A 15,983-nucleotide genomic window follows, 5' to 3' on the forward strand; every position below is an offset into this window, starting at 1 on the left:
CCTTTTCCTAGATATTATGCAATTTATTGTTTAAATTTTTCGATAAAAAATGCTGTCAGCTCATTCAATGCCACTTGAGACTGTTCTGCTGTTGCAAGCTCTTTTACCAATAGCTGTTGAGATTCCCATTCACGCTCACCCAAGATCACAGCGAAAACCGCACCAGATTGATCAGCCTTTTTCATTTGGCTTTTCATGCTGCCCTGTGAACCCGTTTTGAATCGAATCGAACTATTCACTGCTTCAAGCTGATCACGAATTTGTTCAGCTAATACCAAAGCTTTTGATTGATAAGCCGGTTCAGCCACTAAGAAAACTTCACAATCACGAACAACTTTTGCCTGTTCAACTTGCTCAAGTAGAAGCAATAAACGCTCCATCCCCATCGCAAAACCTACCGCTGGAACTGATTGATCAGCTTTACCTTTAAGCTGACCAACTAAGCCATCATATCGACCGCCAGCACAAACAGTACCTTGAGAACCCAACATGGTTGTGGTCCATTCAAATACCGTTTTATTGTAATAATCAAGCCCGCGAACAAGTTTTTGATTAATCACGAACTCTACACCAGCATCGGTTAAATACTGCTGTAGTTGTTGGAAGTGGTTGAGAGAATTTTCTTTTAAGAAATCGTGCAATTTCGGCGCATTTTCCAAAATCTTTTGCGTAGACTCACTTTTAGAATCCAAAATACGCAAAGGATTGGTGGTTAAGCGGCGTTGAGAATCTTCATCTAATGCATCTTTGTGCTGATTTAAGAACTCGACTAATGCAGCACGATATTCTGCACGCTCATCCGTTTCACCCAGAGTATTCAGTTCAAGGCGAACATTTGCTGCAACCCCCATACGTTTCCACAAACGAGCGGTCATCAGAATGATTTCAGCATCAATATCAGGCGTTGCCACACCAAAGGTTTCCACACCAAACTGGTGGAATTGACGATAACGACCTTTTTGGGGCTTTTCGTAGCGGAACATTGGCCCAACATACCAAACACGCGGTGTTGCACCACGTAATAGGTTATGTTCCAACATCGCACGCACACAACCCGCAGTTCCTTCAGGACGCAAAGTCAGTGATTCAGGCGGTGTCCCTTTGTCAAAAAAGGTATACATTTCTTTTTCAACAATATCGGTTGCATCGCCAATAGCACGCTTGAATAATCCAGTTTGCTCAACAATTGGCAAACGGATTTGTTGATAACCATAAGCATCCATCAATGATGCAAGTTGTTGTTCCAGACTTCTCCAAGCCGCAGTTTGCGATGGAAGGATGTCATTAAAACCTTTGATAGCGACGATTGAACTCATGATGAACTACGAATAATTTCTTTAGATTTTGCTTCTTCAAGCTCTTGAACACGTTGACGAACCATTGTTTCAATTTCATCAACCAACTGATTTGTATCAATTAAATGACTTTTCTCGCCATTACGATACACAAGTGAACGTGGAGCAGCACCCACCACTCCAATATCCGCTTCTTTTGCTTCACCCGGGCCATTCACTTTACAACCAATGACAGACACATCCATTGGTGTACGCACATCTTCTAAACGCTCTTCTAAAGCCTGCATCACCTGAATTACATTGAATTCCTGGCGTGAGCAACTTGGACAAGCAATAAAGTTAATGCCATTTGAGCGCAAACCCAAAGATTTTAAAATATCGAAACCGATTTTAATTTCATCTTCAGGTTCAGCTGCAAGCGAAATACGCATGGTATCGCCAATACCTTCCATCAACAAACCACCCAAGGCGATTGCTGACTTCACTGTACCTGTACGATAAATCCCCGCCTCAGTCACACCCAAATGCAATGGATTGTCAATTTGCTGAGAAAGTAAACGATAAGCATCCATGGTCAAAAACACATTCGATGCTTTTACACTGACTTTAAACTCATGGAAATCTAAACGATCCAAAATATCAATATGGCGCATTGCAGATTCAAGCAAAGCTTGACCCGTTGGCTCACCGTATTTGACTTGCAAATCTTTTTCCAAAGAGCCCGCATTCACACCAATACGAATTGAAATACCATGGTGTTTAGCAGCAGCAACAACCTCTCGAACTTTTTGATCCGATCCAATATTACCTGGGTTAATCCGCAAACAATCTGCACCGTAATCAGCAACTGCCAATGCAATACGATGATCAAAGTGAATATCAGCAACTAAAGGCACAGAAACGCGTTTACGAATCGCACCAAATGCTTCAGCTGCTTCCATTGATGGAACTGAAACACGCATGATGTCTGCACCAGCATCTACGCAACGTTGGATTTGAGCAACAGTTGCATCAACATCACAAGTCTCAGTATTCGTCATACTTTGAACACTAATCGGCGCATCACCACCGACATACACAGAACCAACACGAATTTTACGTGTTGGACGGCGTTTAATGGGGTTCACAATCATCGTATAGCTCTACTCTTTGGCATTAACGAGACAAACGGAATTCTGCTTTTCCATTGACAGTATAAGGAGACAATGAAATTTGTTCCTGATTTAAAGTCAATGCTACAGCTGTTGCATCATCTAAGCGAATTTGGAACGGTGACTCACCACTCAAATTCAAAGTTGATGCTTGACGACCTGTTGCCAGTACTTTACCTGTGGCATCAACAATATGCACAGATGTTGGTCGGCTAAAATTCAAGACAAGCTGATCTCCAGAAGTAGCGACTGCATTCCCCATTGGAAGAATCTCAACTTCAGAGTTCTTAATCTTTGGTACATCTGCATCATCTTTGTGACTTGAAGTCCAGTTTTGCACGGCCATCACAGCCAACCATGCCAACAATAGCACGACAGCCAAAATCACAATACGCTTTAACCACTGACGATTACGTACACTCTTTGAACCAGTTAACTTACCCATGGTTTTAATCGGTGAGTTACTCAAAGCATGACTTGCTTTAAGGCCCGTATCATTCGCATAAATTTCATCGAAACGTTGAATGATCGCGCTCGCATCAGCATTTAAACATTTTGCGTATGCACGATAATATCCTTTGATAAAGGTTGCTTCTGGCAAAGATTTATAATCATCTTGCTCTAATGCCGTCAAAGTTTTGACTGGCATATTCAATACGTTTGCAATCTCTTCAAGTTCTTTCTTTTGTGCAATACGAATTTGACGCAAATACTCACCAGGTCGTTGAATATTTCCTAACGTAGGCGACGGTGAGTTTGAGCCAGTTGGCTGATGTGAATTTGGATTTATTTCCATACGGCCTCAGTACTGTACTGTAATTGCAAATAACGTTGATATTCTGGACTATCAGGAAATAAAGCACGCAACTGATTGACTAACACTTGCATTCCTAACTGATCCGCATTCGCTCGAGCAATGCGTAAACCTATCCAAAGCGCACGAGCACCTTGGTTTTTCTGCCCCACATTACGAACATATTGTTCGTAGAGTTGCGATGCATCTCTATTGTTTTGTTGCAAATAGAAAATTTCCGACAACTCTAACATTGATATTGTCGCATTTCGATTTGCTTGTAGCGCTTGTTTGAATGCTTTTTCAGCATTCGCAACATCGCCCAGTTTTAAATAGATTCTCCCAAGATTTTCCAACGATTGAAAACGTTGATCATAACCTAAGGTTGCACCTGCAATCGTAAACTGCTCAATCGCCTCATTATAACGCTCCATTTGATACAAATATGTACCGTAATTATTACGAGCTTGGGCATTATCAGGTTCAGAAGATATTGCGCGCTTAAAATAAGACTCTGCTTTTTCCATATTGGTTTTGCTACCTTCTTGTTGTAGCAAAATTCCCATCATCATATTGGCATTTGCATCTCGCGAATCTATTTTCAGGGCTTGATCTAATGATCGCTTAGCCGAGTCTAAGTCACGCGTACGAATATATTCTGCTGCAAGCTGTGTTCGGACTTGCACAGCTTTTTCAGGATCTTTTGTTGTCTTTGTCGATTGGCAGGCGGTTAGACCCAATACAGTGAACAAAATAGTAGTTGCTATAATCGTTTTTGATCGAGTTGTATTCAACGCTTTTCCCCAAGTTTTATCCTTGTGTGCGCAAAATTTCTTGCCGTTGCGCCACTTTCTTTTTCCACTGTTCAGCACGACGCGTGCGATCAGCTACCTGTCCCACTAATTGACCACACGCAGCATCAATATCATCACCACGTGTCTGACGAATCGTACACACAAATCCTGCATCAGACAAAGTTTTTTGAAATGCGATAATACGATTACGGCTTGAGCGACCATAAGGTGCATGTGGAAACGGGTTAAATGGAATTAAGTTGATCTTACTCGGTAAGTTTTTCAATAATTTTAATAATTGTTGTGCGTGCTCTGGCTGATCATTTACGCCATCTAACATTATATATTCAATCGTTACGTGACGGCGAGCACTTTCATTACCATCTTTCGCTAAATAACGCTGACATGCAGCAATCAATTGTTCTAATGGATACTTTTTATTAATTGGAACAAGTTCATTACGTAACTCATCATTTGGTGCATGTAAAGAAATCGCTAAAGCGACATCAATATCTTGCGCCAATTGATCAATTTTAGGTACAACGCCTGATGTCGATATAGTCACACGACGCTTTGACATTCCGTACGCAAAATCATCTAACATCAATTGCATTGAGCTGAGTACAGCATCATAGTTGAGTAATGGCTCACCCATACCCATCATCACCACATTGGTCACAGTACGTTCACGCTCTGCAACAGGCACGTCTTCCATATAGGAATAGTTCGCCATCCATAACTGACCAATAATTTCAGCTGGTGTTAAATCACGTTGGAAACCTTGTTTTCCTGTCGAACAAAATGAACAGTCAAGTGCGCAGCCCACTTGTGAAGAAATACAAAGTGTCTTTCTTGCACCCGTTTTATCTTCAGCAGGAATCAAAACAGTTTCAACTAAAGAGCCTTCACCATCACCTACACGAAACACCCATTTACGTGTTCCATCTTTAGAATAATTACGATGCACCACTTCAGGGGCTTTGATTTCGCAAATCTTTTCTAGTTTTTCTCTTAACTTACCTGAGATATTGGTCATCTCAGCAAAATCAGTCACAAAAAATTGATGAATCCATTTCATAACTTGACCAGCACGAAACTTCTTCTCACCCAAATCTTCAAAAAACTTTTCTAACTCCGCACGTGACATGCCTAGTAGATTCACTTTTTTGTCGGCAGCATGAACGACAGGCGTAGAAACAGACTGTTGTTTTTCATCTAAATTTTCTGATGAAACGACCACTGCAGAACTCATGAATATTTACCTAAACCATATCAACGCTAGAAATGCTGTGCATTACTTACACAACTCAATCTATAGAAAACAAAAAACCAGATAAGCAGTATACCACTTATCTGGTTCGAATGCTTTGGATTAACGAGTGCGTGGGCAGATCTCGTTATCAGCAAAGAAGTAAGCGATTTCACGCTCAGCTGAAGCAACTGAGTCAGAACCGTGAGCAGCATTTTCGTCGATGCTTACAGCGAAGTCAGCGCGGATTGTACCTGGAGCAGCTTCTTTAGGGTTAGTAGCACCTAAGATTTCGCGGTGAGCAAGAACTGCATTTTCACCTTCAAGAACAGATACAACAACTGGACCTGAAGTCATGAAAGCAACTAAATCACCAAAGAAACCACGTTCTTTGTGCTCTGCATAGAAACCTTCAGCATCAGCTTGAGAAAGGTGTTTCATTTTAGTTGCAACGATTTTTAAGCCAGCTTTTTCAAAACGAGCAAAAATATCACCGATGTGGTTTTTAGAAACTGCATCAGGTTTAACGATAGATAAAGTACGTTCAATCGCCATGATTGACTCCTATTATGGTGTAAACTAAAAAAATTTGCCGCATTATACCGATGTCATCGCCAATAATCAGCTTGAATCTGTAAAAGTTCAGCGATTTCTGATGAATTTTTATCGAACTTCATCCAGCCATGCCATTTGGATTGCTTCTAGCAAACCTTCAGTTGACTTATTAGGATCATCATTAAATTCAGGTAAAGCACAAACCCATGCGTGTAAATCTGTGAAACGAATCCACTGTGGATCAACATCTGGATGTGCTTCTACGAGTTCAATTGCAATATCAATCGTATCAGTCCAACGTAAGCCCATATGACAACCTGAATAAATATTTGAGATTGGAGCTACTTTAACAAAACATACGCTTGAAAAAATAGTTTTCTGTTGAGAAATTCACAACCCGATTACTCACAAAACAATGTTAAAGCTTGGTGCTAAGAGAATAATACTACTTGCAACTGTCGCACCGATTGTCGCACCGACGATCACATCACTTGGGTAGTGAAGTCCTAATACCATTCTTGATAATGCAACCAACACTGTAAATGGCAACATCAATATCAGCAAAATTGGCTGTATATAACCTAAAGTAATTGTCACCATCACTGCGTGCAAAGTGTGACCTGAAGGAAAGCTAAAATGATCCAAAGGTCGCTCACCGAGGACTATCACTTGATGAACTTGATAAGGTCTTGGTCGTGTTGTTTTGTGTTTTAGATATTTGTATATCAGCGTACCAACCGACCCTGCCGCAATTAGATATAAGATTTGAAGACCATATGCCAAGCCTTGTAAAGCCCAAACGGACAACAACATGACATACCAAAATGGCCCATCGCCCAAACGACTAATCGTTTTAAAGAATAAGGCGATACGTTGAGAATGTGAGAGATGGTTAAGGTATACACACCCTTTTAAATCTAAATCTAGTATTTTTATTTTTGCATTTTGAAGATTCATATTTTTTCTCCTTTCTGAGGATACTTTAGGTAGAGGTCATGGGAGACTCCTTTGCTACCTGATAAAGTGCTTGTTCTAATTGTTGTACCGGAAACTGCCAGCTACTTTCTTGTACGCTTTCGCTCGCCAGCAATCCCATTTGTCTTAGTTTTGGAAGTGCTGGTAAATGACAAATGGATTGGATTAAATCGGATGTATGTCCAAGCGGACTCAACCATCCTGTGACTTCTTGTTTTACATATTGATGCGCACAAACATAATCATATGCCACGACAGGCAGACCACTCGCTATTGCTTCTAAAACGACATTTCCAAAAGTGTCAGCCTGACTTGCAAAGGTAAATACATCTGCACTCGCATATGCTTCAGAAAGAGCTTGCCCACTCAAACTACCAGTGAAAATAACGTCTTTCGAGCTTGTTAATTTTCCTAAACGAACTCGATCTGGTCCTTCACCGACAATCACAAATTTAACATTTTCACCCTGTTGTGCTTGCAGCGCATGAAAACTCTTAATCAATACATCCACTTCTTTTTCAGGAGATAATCGCCCCACATATAGCATGACACGGGTATCAGCGTCGGCACCCCACTGCTGTCTCAGCTTTTGCGAGCGATGTTGCGGAGAAAACTTATTGGTATCTACCCCACGCCCAACAATGACTAAAGGACAAGTCACACCAAAACCACGTAAGGCTTGTTCCGTATATTGACTTGGAACACAAGTTACATCCGTACTGTTATGAAACCATGTTAAATAGCGCTGGATCGGTTTTACCAAGAAGGCTAAATCAAAGAAGCGACTAAAATCATGGAATGCCGAATGGAATCCGCTTGAGACTGCAATTTTCTTTGACTTCGCCGCTTGGAGTGCCGTCAGACCCAATGGCCCTTCTGTCACAATATGCACAACATCCGGTGAAAAGCGTTCAAAAGCTTTAGATACTTTAATGTACTGCGGCCAGCCAAACTGCACACTTGGATACTTAGGGATTGGCTGTGACATGACCAAACATTCCTGATCAGGATGAAATTCAGTACATGCTGCTTTTTGAATTGGTCGAACTAATAAGATTTTATGTCCAAGGCGTTGTAACCCTTGGCAAAGTTGCATCATTGATAAAGCAACACCATTTATTTCAGGCGGCCATGTTTCAGTCACAATTGCAATTTTTAAACGGGGACGTACGAGTTCTTCAAGCTCAGAAAACTCATTTTGCTTATTTTTAAGCTGTTTCCTTTTGAAGTAGAATTTAAAACTATCTGGAAACTGATCTTGCTTTAATAAAGATGTCGCGTATGTACTTTGCATATCGCCATCCATTTGTGTCGTTATTTTCATGCTTTACAGCTTATAAATAATTTTTGACACTTTAATGATCAGTGTATGACAGTTTTTTGACAGTCTTAAAATAAAAAATGCCCAACCTCACCATGAAATTAGACATTCAAACCATATCGTCAGATAATCAACTCAAAGGATTATCCACCGCAAACATGTGTTGATCTTCCAAACGGAACGCCATCAATTGCTGCCCCCAAACACAGCCACCATCAACATTTTGAATTTGAGAATTAATAGTCTTGCCCTGTAAAGCAGCCCAATGCCCAAAAATTAATTGATGGGTATGTGCTGCCAGACTTTCAAACTCAAACCAAGGCTGGAAACCTACTGGCATCGGTGCATCAAGCGCATCTTTAAAACCAAACTCCAAACGCCCTTTAGCATCAGTTAAACGCATACGGGTTAAATAGTTGGTAATACAACGCAATCGTGCCATTCCTGTCAGTTGATCTGACCAAAGATCAGGTTGTTCACCGTACATTTCAGCAAGAAAAGTATCCAAAACAGTTAGATCGTCATGCCCAACAATCTGCTGTACTTCGCTTGCCAACTGAATTGTTTGCTCAGCATCCCAAATACATGGAACACCCGCGTGTGTAATTAGCATTTTAGCATTTGGACTTAAACTTAAAGGTTGTTTACGCAACCAATCAATCAGTTCATCACCATCTATAGCATCAATAATATCTTGCGTACCATCTTTCTCTTTTGCTTTTTTAAAACCACGCGCACATGCAATCAAGGTTAGGTCATGATTACCCAATACGGTTGAGGCAGCACCACGATCAGCTAACTTTTTTACAAAGCGTAAAGCACCTACAGAATTCTCTCCACGCGCAACCAAATCACCAGCGAACCACAAAAAATCTTGATCAGGATCAAAACGGATTTCTTTTAGCAATGCTTTCAGTGCTTCAAAACAACCTTGCACATCACCAATGACATAATTATAGCGTTTAGACATTAAGCCACCACCTGATCCGACAATGCGACAAAATCGGCTAAACTCAAAGTTTCAGGGCGAGCCATTGGATCGACACCAGCTTTTTCAAAACCATCTTCCGCCAGCATTCCCTTTAAACTATTACGTAAGGTTTTACGACGTTGGGTAAATACATGACCCACTAGCCGTGCCAATGCTTTTTCATCTTTCGCAACGATTGGTTTAATTTCATAAGGTTCTAAACGGAACACAGCAGATGTTACTTTCGGTGGAGGGTTAAATGAACCGGGCGGCACTTCAAATAAGAACGTTGGCTTACAATAATACTGAATCATCACTGATAAGCGACCATATTCTTTAGTGTTTGGCGTTGCAGTAATACGATCAACCACTTCTTTTTGCAACATGAAGTGCATATCTTTCACTTTGTCGCCAAACTCCAAGAGGTGAAACAATAACGGAGTTGAAATGTTATATGGCAAATTCCCAACGACGCGAAGCGGACGACCCTCTTGGAAAAGTTGAGTAAAGTCATATTTCAAAGCATCTGCTTCAATAATCGTCAAACGTTCAGGATGAGGTACACGCCCCGGTAAACCAGCTGCTAAATCGCGATCCAGCTCAACAACAGTCAATGCATCACACTCACCAATTAAAGGCGATGTTAACGCAGCCAAACCCGGACCAATTTCCACAATATTTTCGCCAGCACGGGGATTCACTGAACGTACAATTTTGGCAATCACACGTTGGTCATGTAAAAAGTTTTGACCAAAACGTTTTCTAGCCTGATGCCCTTCATCTTTAGGGTTTAGGGCATTAATTTGATACATATATTTATACTCAAAATTTCAGATTTAACTCTCCCCTCTTTTACGCAGAGGGATTTGGGGAGATTCGAGCTAAATCAAGTGCTAAATCTACTGCCACATGCAAACTCGATGCTTTTGCTTGTCCAGTGCCTGCAAGAGAAAGTGCTGTACCGTGATCGACAGATGTACGAATAAATGGTAAGCCTAAGGTAATGTTGACTGCTTCACCAAAGCCTTGTGATTTTAACACAGGTAAACCTTGATCGTGATACATCGCTAAAACAGCGTCCGCATCTTTCAGATTTTCTGGCGTAAATAGAGTATCTGCTGGTAAGCTCAGACTCATTTCAATACCTTGATCGCGATAAGTTTCCAAAGCTGGATTGATCACATCAATTTCTTCACGCCCTAAATAGCCATCTTCACCCGCATGTGGATTCAAACCACAGACTAAAATACGAGGTGCAGCTATTTTAAATTTTGTCTTTAGATCATGAATTAAAATATCAATCACTTGCTTTAAGCGCTCTTTGGTAATCGCATCTGGTACATCGCGTAAAGGCAAATGAGTCGTCACTAATGCAACACGTAAAGTTTTAGTTGCCAACATCATCACCACACGATCAACACCCGCAAACTCTTGGTAATATTCAGTATGACCACTAAAGCGAATACCAGCATCATTGATAATTGACTTTTGCACAGGTGCTGTCGCAACCCCAACACTCTTTCCAGTCATCGCATAATCAGCAGAACGTCGTAATTGTTCTAATACATAGGCCGAATTAGCCGAATCCAATTGACCTAGAACAACTGAGTTTTTCAAAGGTACATGTTCTACAAAAAGTTGCCCCTTTAAACTCGATTGCACTTGGCCATTATATGGAACAATCTCAACATTTAAATTCAACTGATTAGCACGCTGCTCTAGCATTTTTATATCAGCTAGAATAACTACGGGGCGTTCATCTACACGATCCGCCAAACTCAGACAAATATCTGGACCAATTCCCGCAGGTTCACCTGAAGTCACATATAAAGGAAGCATAGAAACAGCCAATCATCTAGATTTCAATATAGTGTAGCGAAAATCTAAATGCAGCTATAGTATTTCATTTGAAAAACATCTTAGCTATGGCGTTGTAGACTTCGGTAAATTTTCAGGCACTAAGTTGGAAGGTACAAAATTTGGTGATCTGGACCAAGGATTAATCTTTTGCTGTGTCTTTTTATGATCTGGACGAGCAACAGTTGCAGACTCATCTTTTTTCTCTACGACAACACTACTACTAGGCTTATCGATAACCGCAACGCTACTACTCGCTTTTTCAGCGATTGGATTTACGACTGTTTCCTTTTTCTCAACAACAGCAATTGGTTGCTCTTTCTTTTCAACTGGCGATGAAGCAACCACACCACTTGCAGGACTCACATAAGGTTGAGCAGCAAGGACACCTTGCTTAACAATTGTTTGCGTCGTTGGTTTCGGTGCTTGAGATGCTGTGCCACTTGATGTGTCTTGAAGATTCATCGGATCCACAGGGATTTCAATCGCTTTCATTTCATTCGTAACAGCCATCATCGGGTCGATATGTTCATCCCCACGACTTTCGATAACTTCAAGCTTTCGGCTAGTACCTTCTTTTGGCTGGAATTCAGAGTAGTTCGTAACACTGGTTTGATCTACCCATTTATAAAGTCGTCGAGCATTTGTCTGTGCTGAACAAACACCGACTAATAGTGCAACTACAACAATTTTTGTAGAAAACGACAACTCCATCAAATTCCCCATAAAAACAAATAAATAATTCTATTTTTTAATTACTTGGTATAAAAATAATAGGGTAAATCCTATACACTCACAAGATAAATAATCATGATTTCCATCCACGCTTGTTGTTTACAAAATCAGTCACATTGCAGCAAAATATGACATCTTGATGGAATTGTTCTTGTGCGCTTTTACAAATTCATATAGAATTCGGTCTCCTTTTGTTTGGGCGATTCCTTGCTCAAACCAACTATAATAGGTAGTGGTTAATGAAAACTCTCAGCGCTAAGCCTGCTGAAGTTCAACACGACTGGTACGTTGTTGATGCTTCAGGCAAAACTTTAGGTCGTCTTGCGACTGAAATCGCTCGTCGTTTACGCGGTAAGCACAAAACATCTTATACTCCTCACGTTGACACTGGTGACTACATCGTTGTGATCAATGCTGAACAAGTTCAAGTGACTGGTAACAAATCACTTGATAAAAAATACTATCGCCACACTGGTTTCCCTGGTGGTATTCGCGAAACTAATTTTGAAAAATTAGTTGAGCACAAACCAGAAGAAATCTTCCAACGTGCTGTAAAAGGTATGTTGCCAAAAGGTCCTCTTGGTTATGCGATGATCAAGAAGATGAAAGTGTACGCTGGTAGCGAGCATCCTCATACTGCTCAACAGCCACAAGTTTTGGACATCTAAGGGATACAGCACATGGCTACTAACTATGGTACAGGTCGCCGTAAGACCGCAACTGCACGTGTTTTCTTATCAGCTGGTACAGGCAAACTCGTAATTAACAATCGTACTTTAGAGCAATATTTCGGTCGTGAAACTGCTCGTATGGTTGTGCGTCAGCCTTTAGAGCTTTTAGAAGCAACTGAAAAATATGACCTTTACATCACTGTTAAAGGTGGTGGTATGGGTGGTCAAGCTGGCGCTATCCGTCACGGTATTACTCGTGCATTGATCGCTGCTGACGAAACTTTAAAACCTGCTCTTCGTCAAGCTGGTTTCGTTACTCGTGATGCTCGTGAAGTTGAACGTAAGAAACTTGGTTTACGTAAAGCTCGTAAACGTCCTCAATTCTCTAAACGTTAATCGTTTTACGAATTGGACAAAAAACCTCGGATATTTCCGAGGTTTTTTTATTTGCCGATTATTTCTTCTTAGAACAATCCATAACAGCATCACCTGTAGAATACTCTGTCACAAGACAACCATCTTGCATATAAGTCTTAGTTTCGCGTGTCGAAAACGGATGGTCTTCTGGGATTGGTGCATTACATGGCTGATCAGTCTTTTCATTTACCATTTTGATCGGCCCATCATTATAAATCGTCACTTTACATCCCCTGACCACGTACTCACTTTTGATACCACCGTAATCTTGCACCTCATTACAAGCATCAGCACTCTGATCATCACAAGAATCCGTCGCAATTGAGATTTGCACATCATTTTCAGATCGAACATCAACTGCTGATCCTTGATTAGACACACTTGCACAACTGCTCAGCAATAACATACTCGACAAGATCATCAAGCCATAATATTTCATTTAATTTTTCTCTCTTTGAATTTATTGAATATTAAATTTATTTTGAATCATCATATTCTTAAGCTTTAAGTGATTTCCAACGTTAATTTTAGTATTCTAAACAGTCAATCATAATTTTTCGGATTTATGTCTTTAGAAAATCCCCCAAGCCCTGTTCAAGGCATCACATTGTATAGTCATGCCGATGATTTCCGTTCGCACTGGATTCGTTTTTTGCTTGCTGAAAAACAAATCAAATACCATCTGATTCTCACAGACCATGAAGATGAGGATTTGGCTGATCTCAATCCATACAATCGGTTGCCAATGTTAATTGAGCAAAATCTAAAGCTATTTTCTCCAAATGTGATTGCAGAATACTTGGATGACCGCTATCGCCAGAATAAACTTTATGCCGATGCTCCTATGGCAAGAGCAGAACAAAGACAGTATATTTGGCGTTTTGAACAAGACTGGTTTAAGCTTGCAGACAGTATGCTTCGACATGCAGACACGTTAGATTTAATTCAAAAGCAAAAAGCGCAAAAAGAATTAAGAGATACGCTGATTTCATTGACTCCACTATTTCAACACTTTCCCTTTTTTATGTCTGAAACCTTTTCAATTTTGGACTGTATGTTAGCCCCGATCTTCTTACGCTTAAAAAGCATGGGAATCGAGTTACCACAACAACACTGTCGACCTATTTTCTTGTATTGTCATCGTATCTTTAGCCGACCTTCTTTCATTAAATCAATGACAGCTCAAGAAAAAAACAGCTACAATGAATTCATTTCAACGATTTAACAAGTTTATAAATTATGTCTGAGCAAATCACTTTTTCTCCAACACGCCCGTATCTTGCTCGTGCCATTTATGAATGGATTTGCGATAACCAACTAACACCATATTTATTAGTTGACGCGACTCAGCCGAATACTGAAGTTCCTCAACAATTTGTGAAAGATGGTCAAATCGTTTTAAATTTAGCTCCTCATGCAATTCATCAATTACACATGAGTAATGATGCAATTACTTTTTCAGCGCGTTTTGGTGGAGTGGCCAAAGAAATTTATGTGCCAATTCGAGCAGTTCTCGGTATTTATGCACGTGAAAATGGTCAAGGATTATTTTTCGATCCAAGTGAATATGAAGATATTCAAGAGCAACCAATTACGCAAACAGATGAAACTAAACAAGAGGCGGAACCGAGCAAGAAGAAGCCGTCTTTAAGAATCTTAGATTAAAAATAAAAGAGGACGTCCGAGATGGCATTTGACTTAGTTCAGTATTTTTCTGAACAAATTAAAATTCAAAAACCGCAACTTTTTAGCACACACTCGCCCAAAGAGAAGTGTGCATTTGTTGATGAAGTTAATGCGCTGACATTAGGTCAGTTAATTAGTCTTTGGAAACAAAATCCACAAAAGCTATATCAAGAAATTAAAGCAACTGACCCGCTTTATATTCAAGAAATTGCACGCCATCTAACAACCTCTGCAAAGAACCAATCGAAATTAACAGCAACAGAACTCGAATCTAGTATCTCTGAGATTGTAAGCTTACAGTTTAATGAGTTAAATCAATTGGATCAGACAGGCAACTTTGGTCAAACAGGCTTAGCAGAGTTGTTATTAGGACAAGTTGAACATCTTTCTGGCCAAGCAGAAGATTGGGTTTGGTCGACCAATCAGCTCACTGAGCTCATCGGTTCCAAACCAATCGAACAAGAAGAAATCTCTTTAGAAGCAACCATGCAGGAGTTCAATCAAATGGTTAATCAAGCACAGCCTAACGTTCATCACGCAGAAGAACTTGACGTTGAACAACCAAGTATCCCAGGCTGGTCTTACCTGCTTTCCCCAATCGTTGCATTGGTCATTTTGCTGTCACTCTATTGCTCATATAGTCAATTAATCGGGCATTAATTTATTAAAGACGATGATAGGAAAAGTACAAATGCTTTTTCTATCATACACTTATAATATTTTTAAATTTATTTAAATATTAATTCAAAACATTTTAACAAAAAATATTTTACATTTATTTACAATCAAAAAGCTTACTTAAAATAAAATATTACTGTGAATAAAATCACAAAAAATTAAAAATATTATCCTCACTTTCCACTTTAAAACGTTTTATTGACAAAAATTGTCAATTAATAGCACTGCTGTGATTTTAATTATTTTCAAACATGATTGATTTAATAAAAGAGTTTCCTATAATGAAATTAACTGCTTTTGAAGAATAATCTAAAACAAAAGTAGGGAATATAAATTCATAAACAAGATGTATTAGTAGAGATAATATCATGGCTAAAATTTCATTAGAAAGCTTGACAAATATTGATGGTTTCGTTGCAGCAGCGTTAGTAGACACAGAAAGCGGTTTGGCGCTGGCAACACAAGGTGGGGGTGCAATCGACTTAGAATTAGCAGCTGCAGGTAATACCGAGGTTATTCGAGCAAAACGCCGTGTTGCCAACTCATTGAAACTCAACGATGACATCGAAGATATCCTGATTACACTTGGTAAGGCATATCACTTAATCCGTCCATTAGAAAGCAATGGCAATCTGTTTCTCTACCTCGTTTTAGACCGTACTAAATCTAACCTAGCGATGGCTCGCCACGAACTTAAAACTTTCGAGAAAGAATTAGACTTTGCTTAATTAGTTTTGCAGAATCTTTAATATATTAGACTTCTTGTATATATTTTAATTTTATTTATTTGACCAGTAAGTAAATTTAAAATAATACAAGCGGTCTATTATTAGTCT

At 39.8% G+C, this 15,983-nt stretch carries 20 protein-coding genes; 6 read left to right on the forward strand and 14 right to left on the reverse strand.

The features are described from left to right. Positions 1–23: 23 nt before the first annotated feature. The 13 genes from hisS to ACT4_RS12515 all read right to left on the reverse strand — a co-directional run bounded on the left by hisS (position 24) and on the right by ACT4_RS12515 (position 11,674). The gene (hisS, locus tag ACT4_RS12455; RefSeq protein ID WP_007482692.1) at positions 24–1,316 is read right to left on the reverse strand and encodes a histidine--tRNA ligase; all 1,293 of its coding nucleotides are present in this window, start codon (positions 1,314–1,316) and stop codon (positions 24–26) included. Next, positions 1,313–2,428, reverse strand: coding sequence for a flavodoxin-dependent (E)-4-hydroxy-3-methylbut-2-enyl-diphosphate synthase (ispG, locus tag ACT4_RS12460; RefSeq protein ID WP_004877403.1), 1,116 nt, complete (start codon positions 2,426–2,428; stop codon positions 1,313–1,315). The genes hisS and ispG overlap by 4 nt, the downstream gene beginning before the upstream one ends. Before the next feature lie 22 nt (positions 2,429–2,450). After that, on the reverse strand, positions 2,451–3,242 hold the full coding sequence (locus ACT4_RS12465) for a helix-turn-helix domain-containing protein (protein WP_004877405.1): 792 nt from the start codon (positions 3,240–3,242) through the stop codon (positions 2,451–2,453). After that, complete coding sequence (pilW, locus tag ACT4_RS12470; protein WP_007482693.1) at positions 3,233–4,033, reverse strand: type IV pilus biogenesis/stability protein PilW; 801 nt, start codon at positions 4,031–4,033, stop codon at positions 3,233–3,235. The genes ACT4_RS12465 and pilW overlap by 10 nt, the downstream gene beginning before the upstream one ends. Before the next feature lie 16 nt (positions 4,034–4,049). After that, entirely contained in the window at positions 4,050–5,285 is a 1,236-nt protein-coding gene (rlmN, locus tag ACT4_RS12475) for a 23S rRNA (adenine(2503)-C(2))-methyltransferase RlmN (RefSeq protein WP_007482694.1), read from the reverse strand. A 120-nt stretch (positions 5,286–5,405) separates the two neighbouring features. Further along, entirely contained in the window at positions 5,406–5,837 is a 432-nt protein-coding gene (gene ndk, locus ACT4_RS12480; protein ID WP_003654870.1) for a nucleoside-diphosphate kinase, read from the reverse strand. A gap of 108 nt (positions 5,838–5,945) precedes the next feature. Next, positions 5,946–6,146 (reverse strand): Fe-S cluster assembly protein IscX, encoded by a 201-nt coding sequence (gene iscX, locus ACT4_RS12485; RefSeq protein WP_004877416.1) that lies wholly within the window; start codon positions 6,144–6,146, stop codon positions 5,946–5,948. Between the two features lie 96 nt (positions 6,147–6,242). Further along, a complete protein-coding gene (locus ACT4_RS12490) occupies positions 6,243–6,794 on the reverse strand; it encodes a phosphatase PAP2 family protein (RefSeq protein ID WP_007482695.1) in 552 nt (183 codons plus the stop codon). A 25-nt stretch (positions 6,795–6,819) separates the two neighbouring features. Continuing rightward, the gene (locus ACT4_RS12495) at positions 6,820–8,136 is read right to left on the reverse strand and encodes a glycosyltransferase family 1 protein (RefSeq protein WP_007482696.1); all 1,317 of its coding nucleotides are present in this window, start codon (positions 8,134–8,136) and stop codon (positions 6,820–6,822) included. 127 nt (positions 8,137–8,263) lie between these two features. Continuing rightward, positions 8,264–9,103 carry a symmetrical bis(5'-nucleosyl)-tetraphosphatase gene (locus ACT4_RS12500; RefSeq protein WP_004877420.1) on the reverse strand — a complete coding sequence of 280 codons (840 nt, stop codon included), beginning with the start codon at positions 9,101–9,103 and terminating at the stop codon, positions 8,264–8,266. Then, positions 9,103–9,915: a 16S rRNA (adenine(1518)-N(6)/adenine(1519)-N(6))-dimethyltransferase RsmA gene (gene rsmA / locus ACT4_RS12505; RefSeq protein ID WP_007482697.1), complete on the reverse strand. Its 813-nt coding sequence runs from the start codon at positions 9,913–9,915 to the stop codon at positions 9,103–9,105. The genes ACT4_RS12500 and rsmA overlap by 1 nt, the downstream gene beginning before the upstream one ends. A 40-nt stretch (positions 9,916–9,955) precedes the next feature. Beyond that, entirely contained in the window at positions 9,956–10,942 is a 987-nt protein-coding gene (gene pdxA, locus ACT4_RS12510; protein ID WP_007482698.1) for a 4-hydroxythreonine-4-phosphate dehydrogenase PdxA, read from the reverse strand. A gap of 84 nt (positions 10,943–11,026) precedes the next feature. Beyond that, positions 11,027–11,674 carry a hypothetical protein gene (locus tag ACT4_RS12515; RefSeq protein ID WP_007482699.1) on the reverse strand — a complete coding sequence of 216 codons (648 nt, stop codon included), beginning with the start codon at positions 11,672–11,674 and terminating at the stop codon, positions 11,027–11,029. 260 nt (positions 11,675–11,934) lie between these two features. Here ACT4_RS12515 and rplM point away from each other — a divergent pair, with 260 nt between their 5' ends. Continuing rightward, complete coding sequence (gene rplM / locus ACT4_RS12520; RefSeq protein WP_004877426.1) at positions 11,935–12,363, forward strand: 50S ribosomal protein L13; 429 nt, start codon at positions 11,935–11,937, stop codon at positions 12,361–12,363. A gap of 12 nt (positions 12,364–12,375) precedes the next feature. Next, positions 12,376–12,762 carry a 30S ribosomal protein S9 gene (gene rpsI, locus ACT4_RS12525; RefSeq protein WP_004877427.1) on the forward strand — a complete coding sequence of 129 codons (387 nt, stop codon included), beginning with the start codon at positions 12,376–12,378 and terminating at the stop codon, positions 12,760–12,762. Positions 12,763–12,820: 58 nt separating this feature from the next. Here the strand turns inward: rpsI and ACT4_RS12530 are convergent, their stop codons facing one another. After that, positions 12,821–13,222, reverse strand: coding sequence for a hypothetical protein (locus ACT4_RS12530; protein ID WP_007482700.1), 402 nt, complete (start codon positions 13,220–13,222; stop codon positions 12,821–12,823). Positions 13,223–13,348: 126 nt separating this feature from the next. Between ACT4_RS12530 and ACT4_RS12535 the strand changes: the two genes are divergently transcribed. From ACT4_RS12535 to ACT4_RS12550, 4 genes are all read left to right on the forward strand, one after another. Next, positions 13,349–14,008, forward strand: a complete 660-nt coding sequence (locus tag ACT4_RS12535) for a glutathione S-transferase N-terminal domain-containing protein (RefSeq protein ID WP_007482701.1) — start codon at positions 13,349–13,351, stop codon at positions 14,006–14,008. A 14-nt stretch (positions 14,009–14,022) separates the two neighbouring features. Further along, a complete protein-coding gene (locus ACT4_RS12540; RefSeq protein WP_004877433.1) occupies positions 14,023–14,448 on the forward strand; it encodes a ClpXP protease specificity-enhancing factor in 426 nt (141 codons plus the stop codon). A 21-nt stretch (positions 14,449–14,469) separates the two neighbouring features. After that, entirely contained in the window at positions 14,470–15,129 is a 660-nt protein-coding gene (locus tag ACT4_RS12545) for a hypothetical protein (RefSeq protein WP_007482702.1), read from the forward strand. Positions 15,130–15,515: 386 nt separating this feature from the next. Further along, positions 15,516–15,875 carry a hypothetical protein gene (locus ACT4_RS12550; RefSeq protein ID WP_004877436.1) on the forward strand — a complete coding sequence of 120 codons (360 nt, stop codon included), beginning with the start codon at positions 15,516–15,518 and terminating at the stop codon, positions 15,873–15,875. Positions 15,876–15,983 lie beyond the last annotated feature (108 nt).

Origin of the sequence: Acinetobacter sp. NBRC 100985 (assembly GCF_000241225.1) — a bacterium.
Classification (GTDB): domain Bacteria; phylum Pseudomonadota; class Gammaproteobacteria; order Pseudomonadales; family Moraxellaceae; genus Acinetobacter; species Acinetobacter venetianus.

Coding starts and splice junctions, on each gene's coding strand:
- ACT4_RS12545 (WP_007482702.1), top strand. CDS start 14,470: ATGGCATTTGACTTAGTTCAGTATTTTTCTGAACAAATTAAAATTCAA.
- ndk (WP_003654870.1), bottom strand. CDS start 5,837: ATGGCGATTGAACGTACTTTATCTATCGTTAAACCTGATGCAGTTTCT.
- ACT4_RS12465 (WP_004877405.1), bottom strand. CDS start 3,242: ATGGAAATAAATCCAAATTCACATCAGCCAACTGGCTCAAACTCACCG.
- rsmA (WP_007482697.1), bottom strand. CDS start 9,915: ATGTATCAAATTAATGCCCTAAACCCTAAAGATGAAGGGCATCAGGCT.
- ACT4_RS12500 (WP_004877420.1), bottom strand. CDS start 9,103: ATGTCTAAACGCTATAATTATGTCATTGGTGATGTGCAAGGTTGTTTT.
- rpsI (WP_004877427.1), top strand. CDS start 12,376: ATGGCTACTAACTATGGTACAGGTCGCCGTAAGACCGCAACTGCACGT.
- ACT4_RS12515 (WP_007482699.1), bottom strand. CDS start 11,674: ATGGAGTTGTCGTTTTCTACAAAAATTGTTGTAGTTGCACTATTAGTC.
- ACT4_RS12530 (WP_007482700.1), bottom strand. CDS start 13,222: ATGAAATATTATGGCTTGATGATCTTGTCGAGTATGTTATTGCTGAGC.
- ACT4_RS12550 (WP_004877436.1), top strand. CDS start 15,516: ATGGCTAAAATTTCATTAGAAAGCTTGACAAATATTGATGGTTTCGTT.
- pdxA (WP_007482698.1), bottom strand. CDS start 10,942: ATGCTTCCTTTATATGTGACTTCAGGTGAACCTGCGGGAATTGGTCCA.
- ACT4_RS12495 (WP_007482696.1), bottom strand. CDS start 8,136: ATGAAAATAACGACACAAATGGATGGCGATATGCAAAGTACATACGCG.
- ACT4_RS12490 (WP_007482695.1), bottom strand. CDS start 6,794: ATGAATCTTCAAAATGCAAAAATAAAAATACTAGATTTAGATTTAAAA.
- rplM (WP_004877426.1), top strand. CDS start 11,935: ATGAAAACTCTCAGCGCTAAGCCTGCTGAAGTTCAACACGACTGGTAC.
- rlmN (WP_007482694.1), bottom strand. CDS start 5,285: ATGAGTTCTGCAGTGGTCGTTTCATCAGAAAATTTAGATGAAAAACAA.
- ACT4_RS12540 (WP_004877433.1), top strand. CDS start 14,023: ATGTCTGAGCAAATCACTTTTTCTCCAACACGCCCGTATCTTGCTCGT.
- hisS (WP_007482692.1), bottom strand. CDS start 1,316: ATGAGTTCAATCGTCGCTATCAAAGGTTTTAATGACATCCTTCCATCG.
- iscX (WP_004877416.1), bottom strand. CDS start 6,146: ATGGGCTTACGTTGGACTGATACGATTGATATTGCAATTGAACTCGTA.
- ispG (WP_004877403.1), bottom strand. CDS start 2,428: ATGATTGTGAACCCCATTAAACGCCGTCCAACACGTAAAATTCGTGTT.
- ACT4_RS12535 (WP_007482701.1), top strand. CDS start 13,349: ATGTCTTTAGAAAATCCCCCAAGCCCTGTTCAAGGCATCACATTGTAT.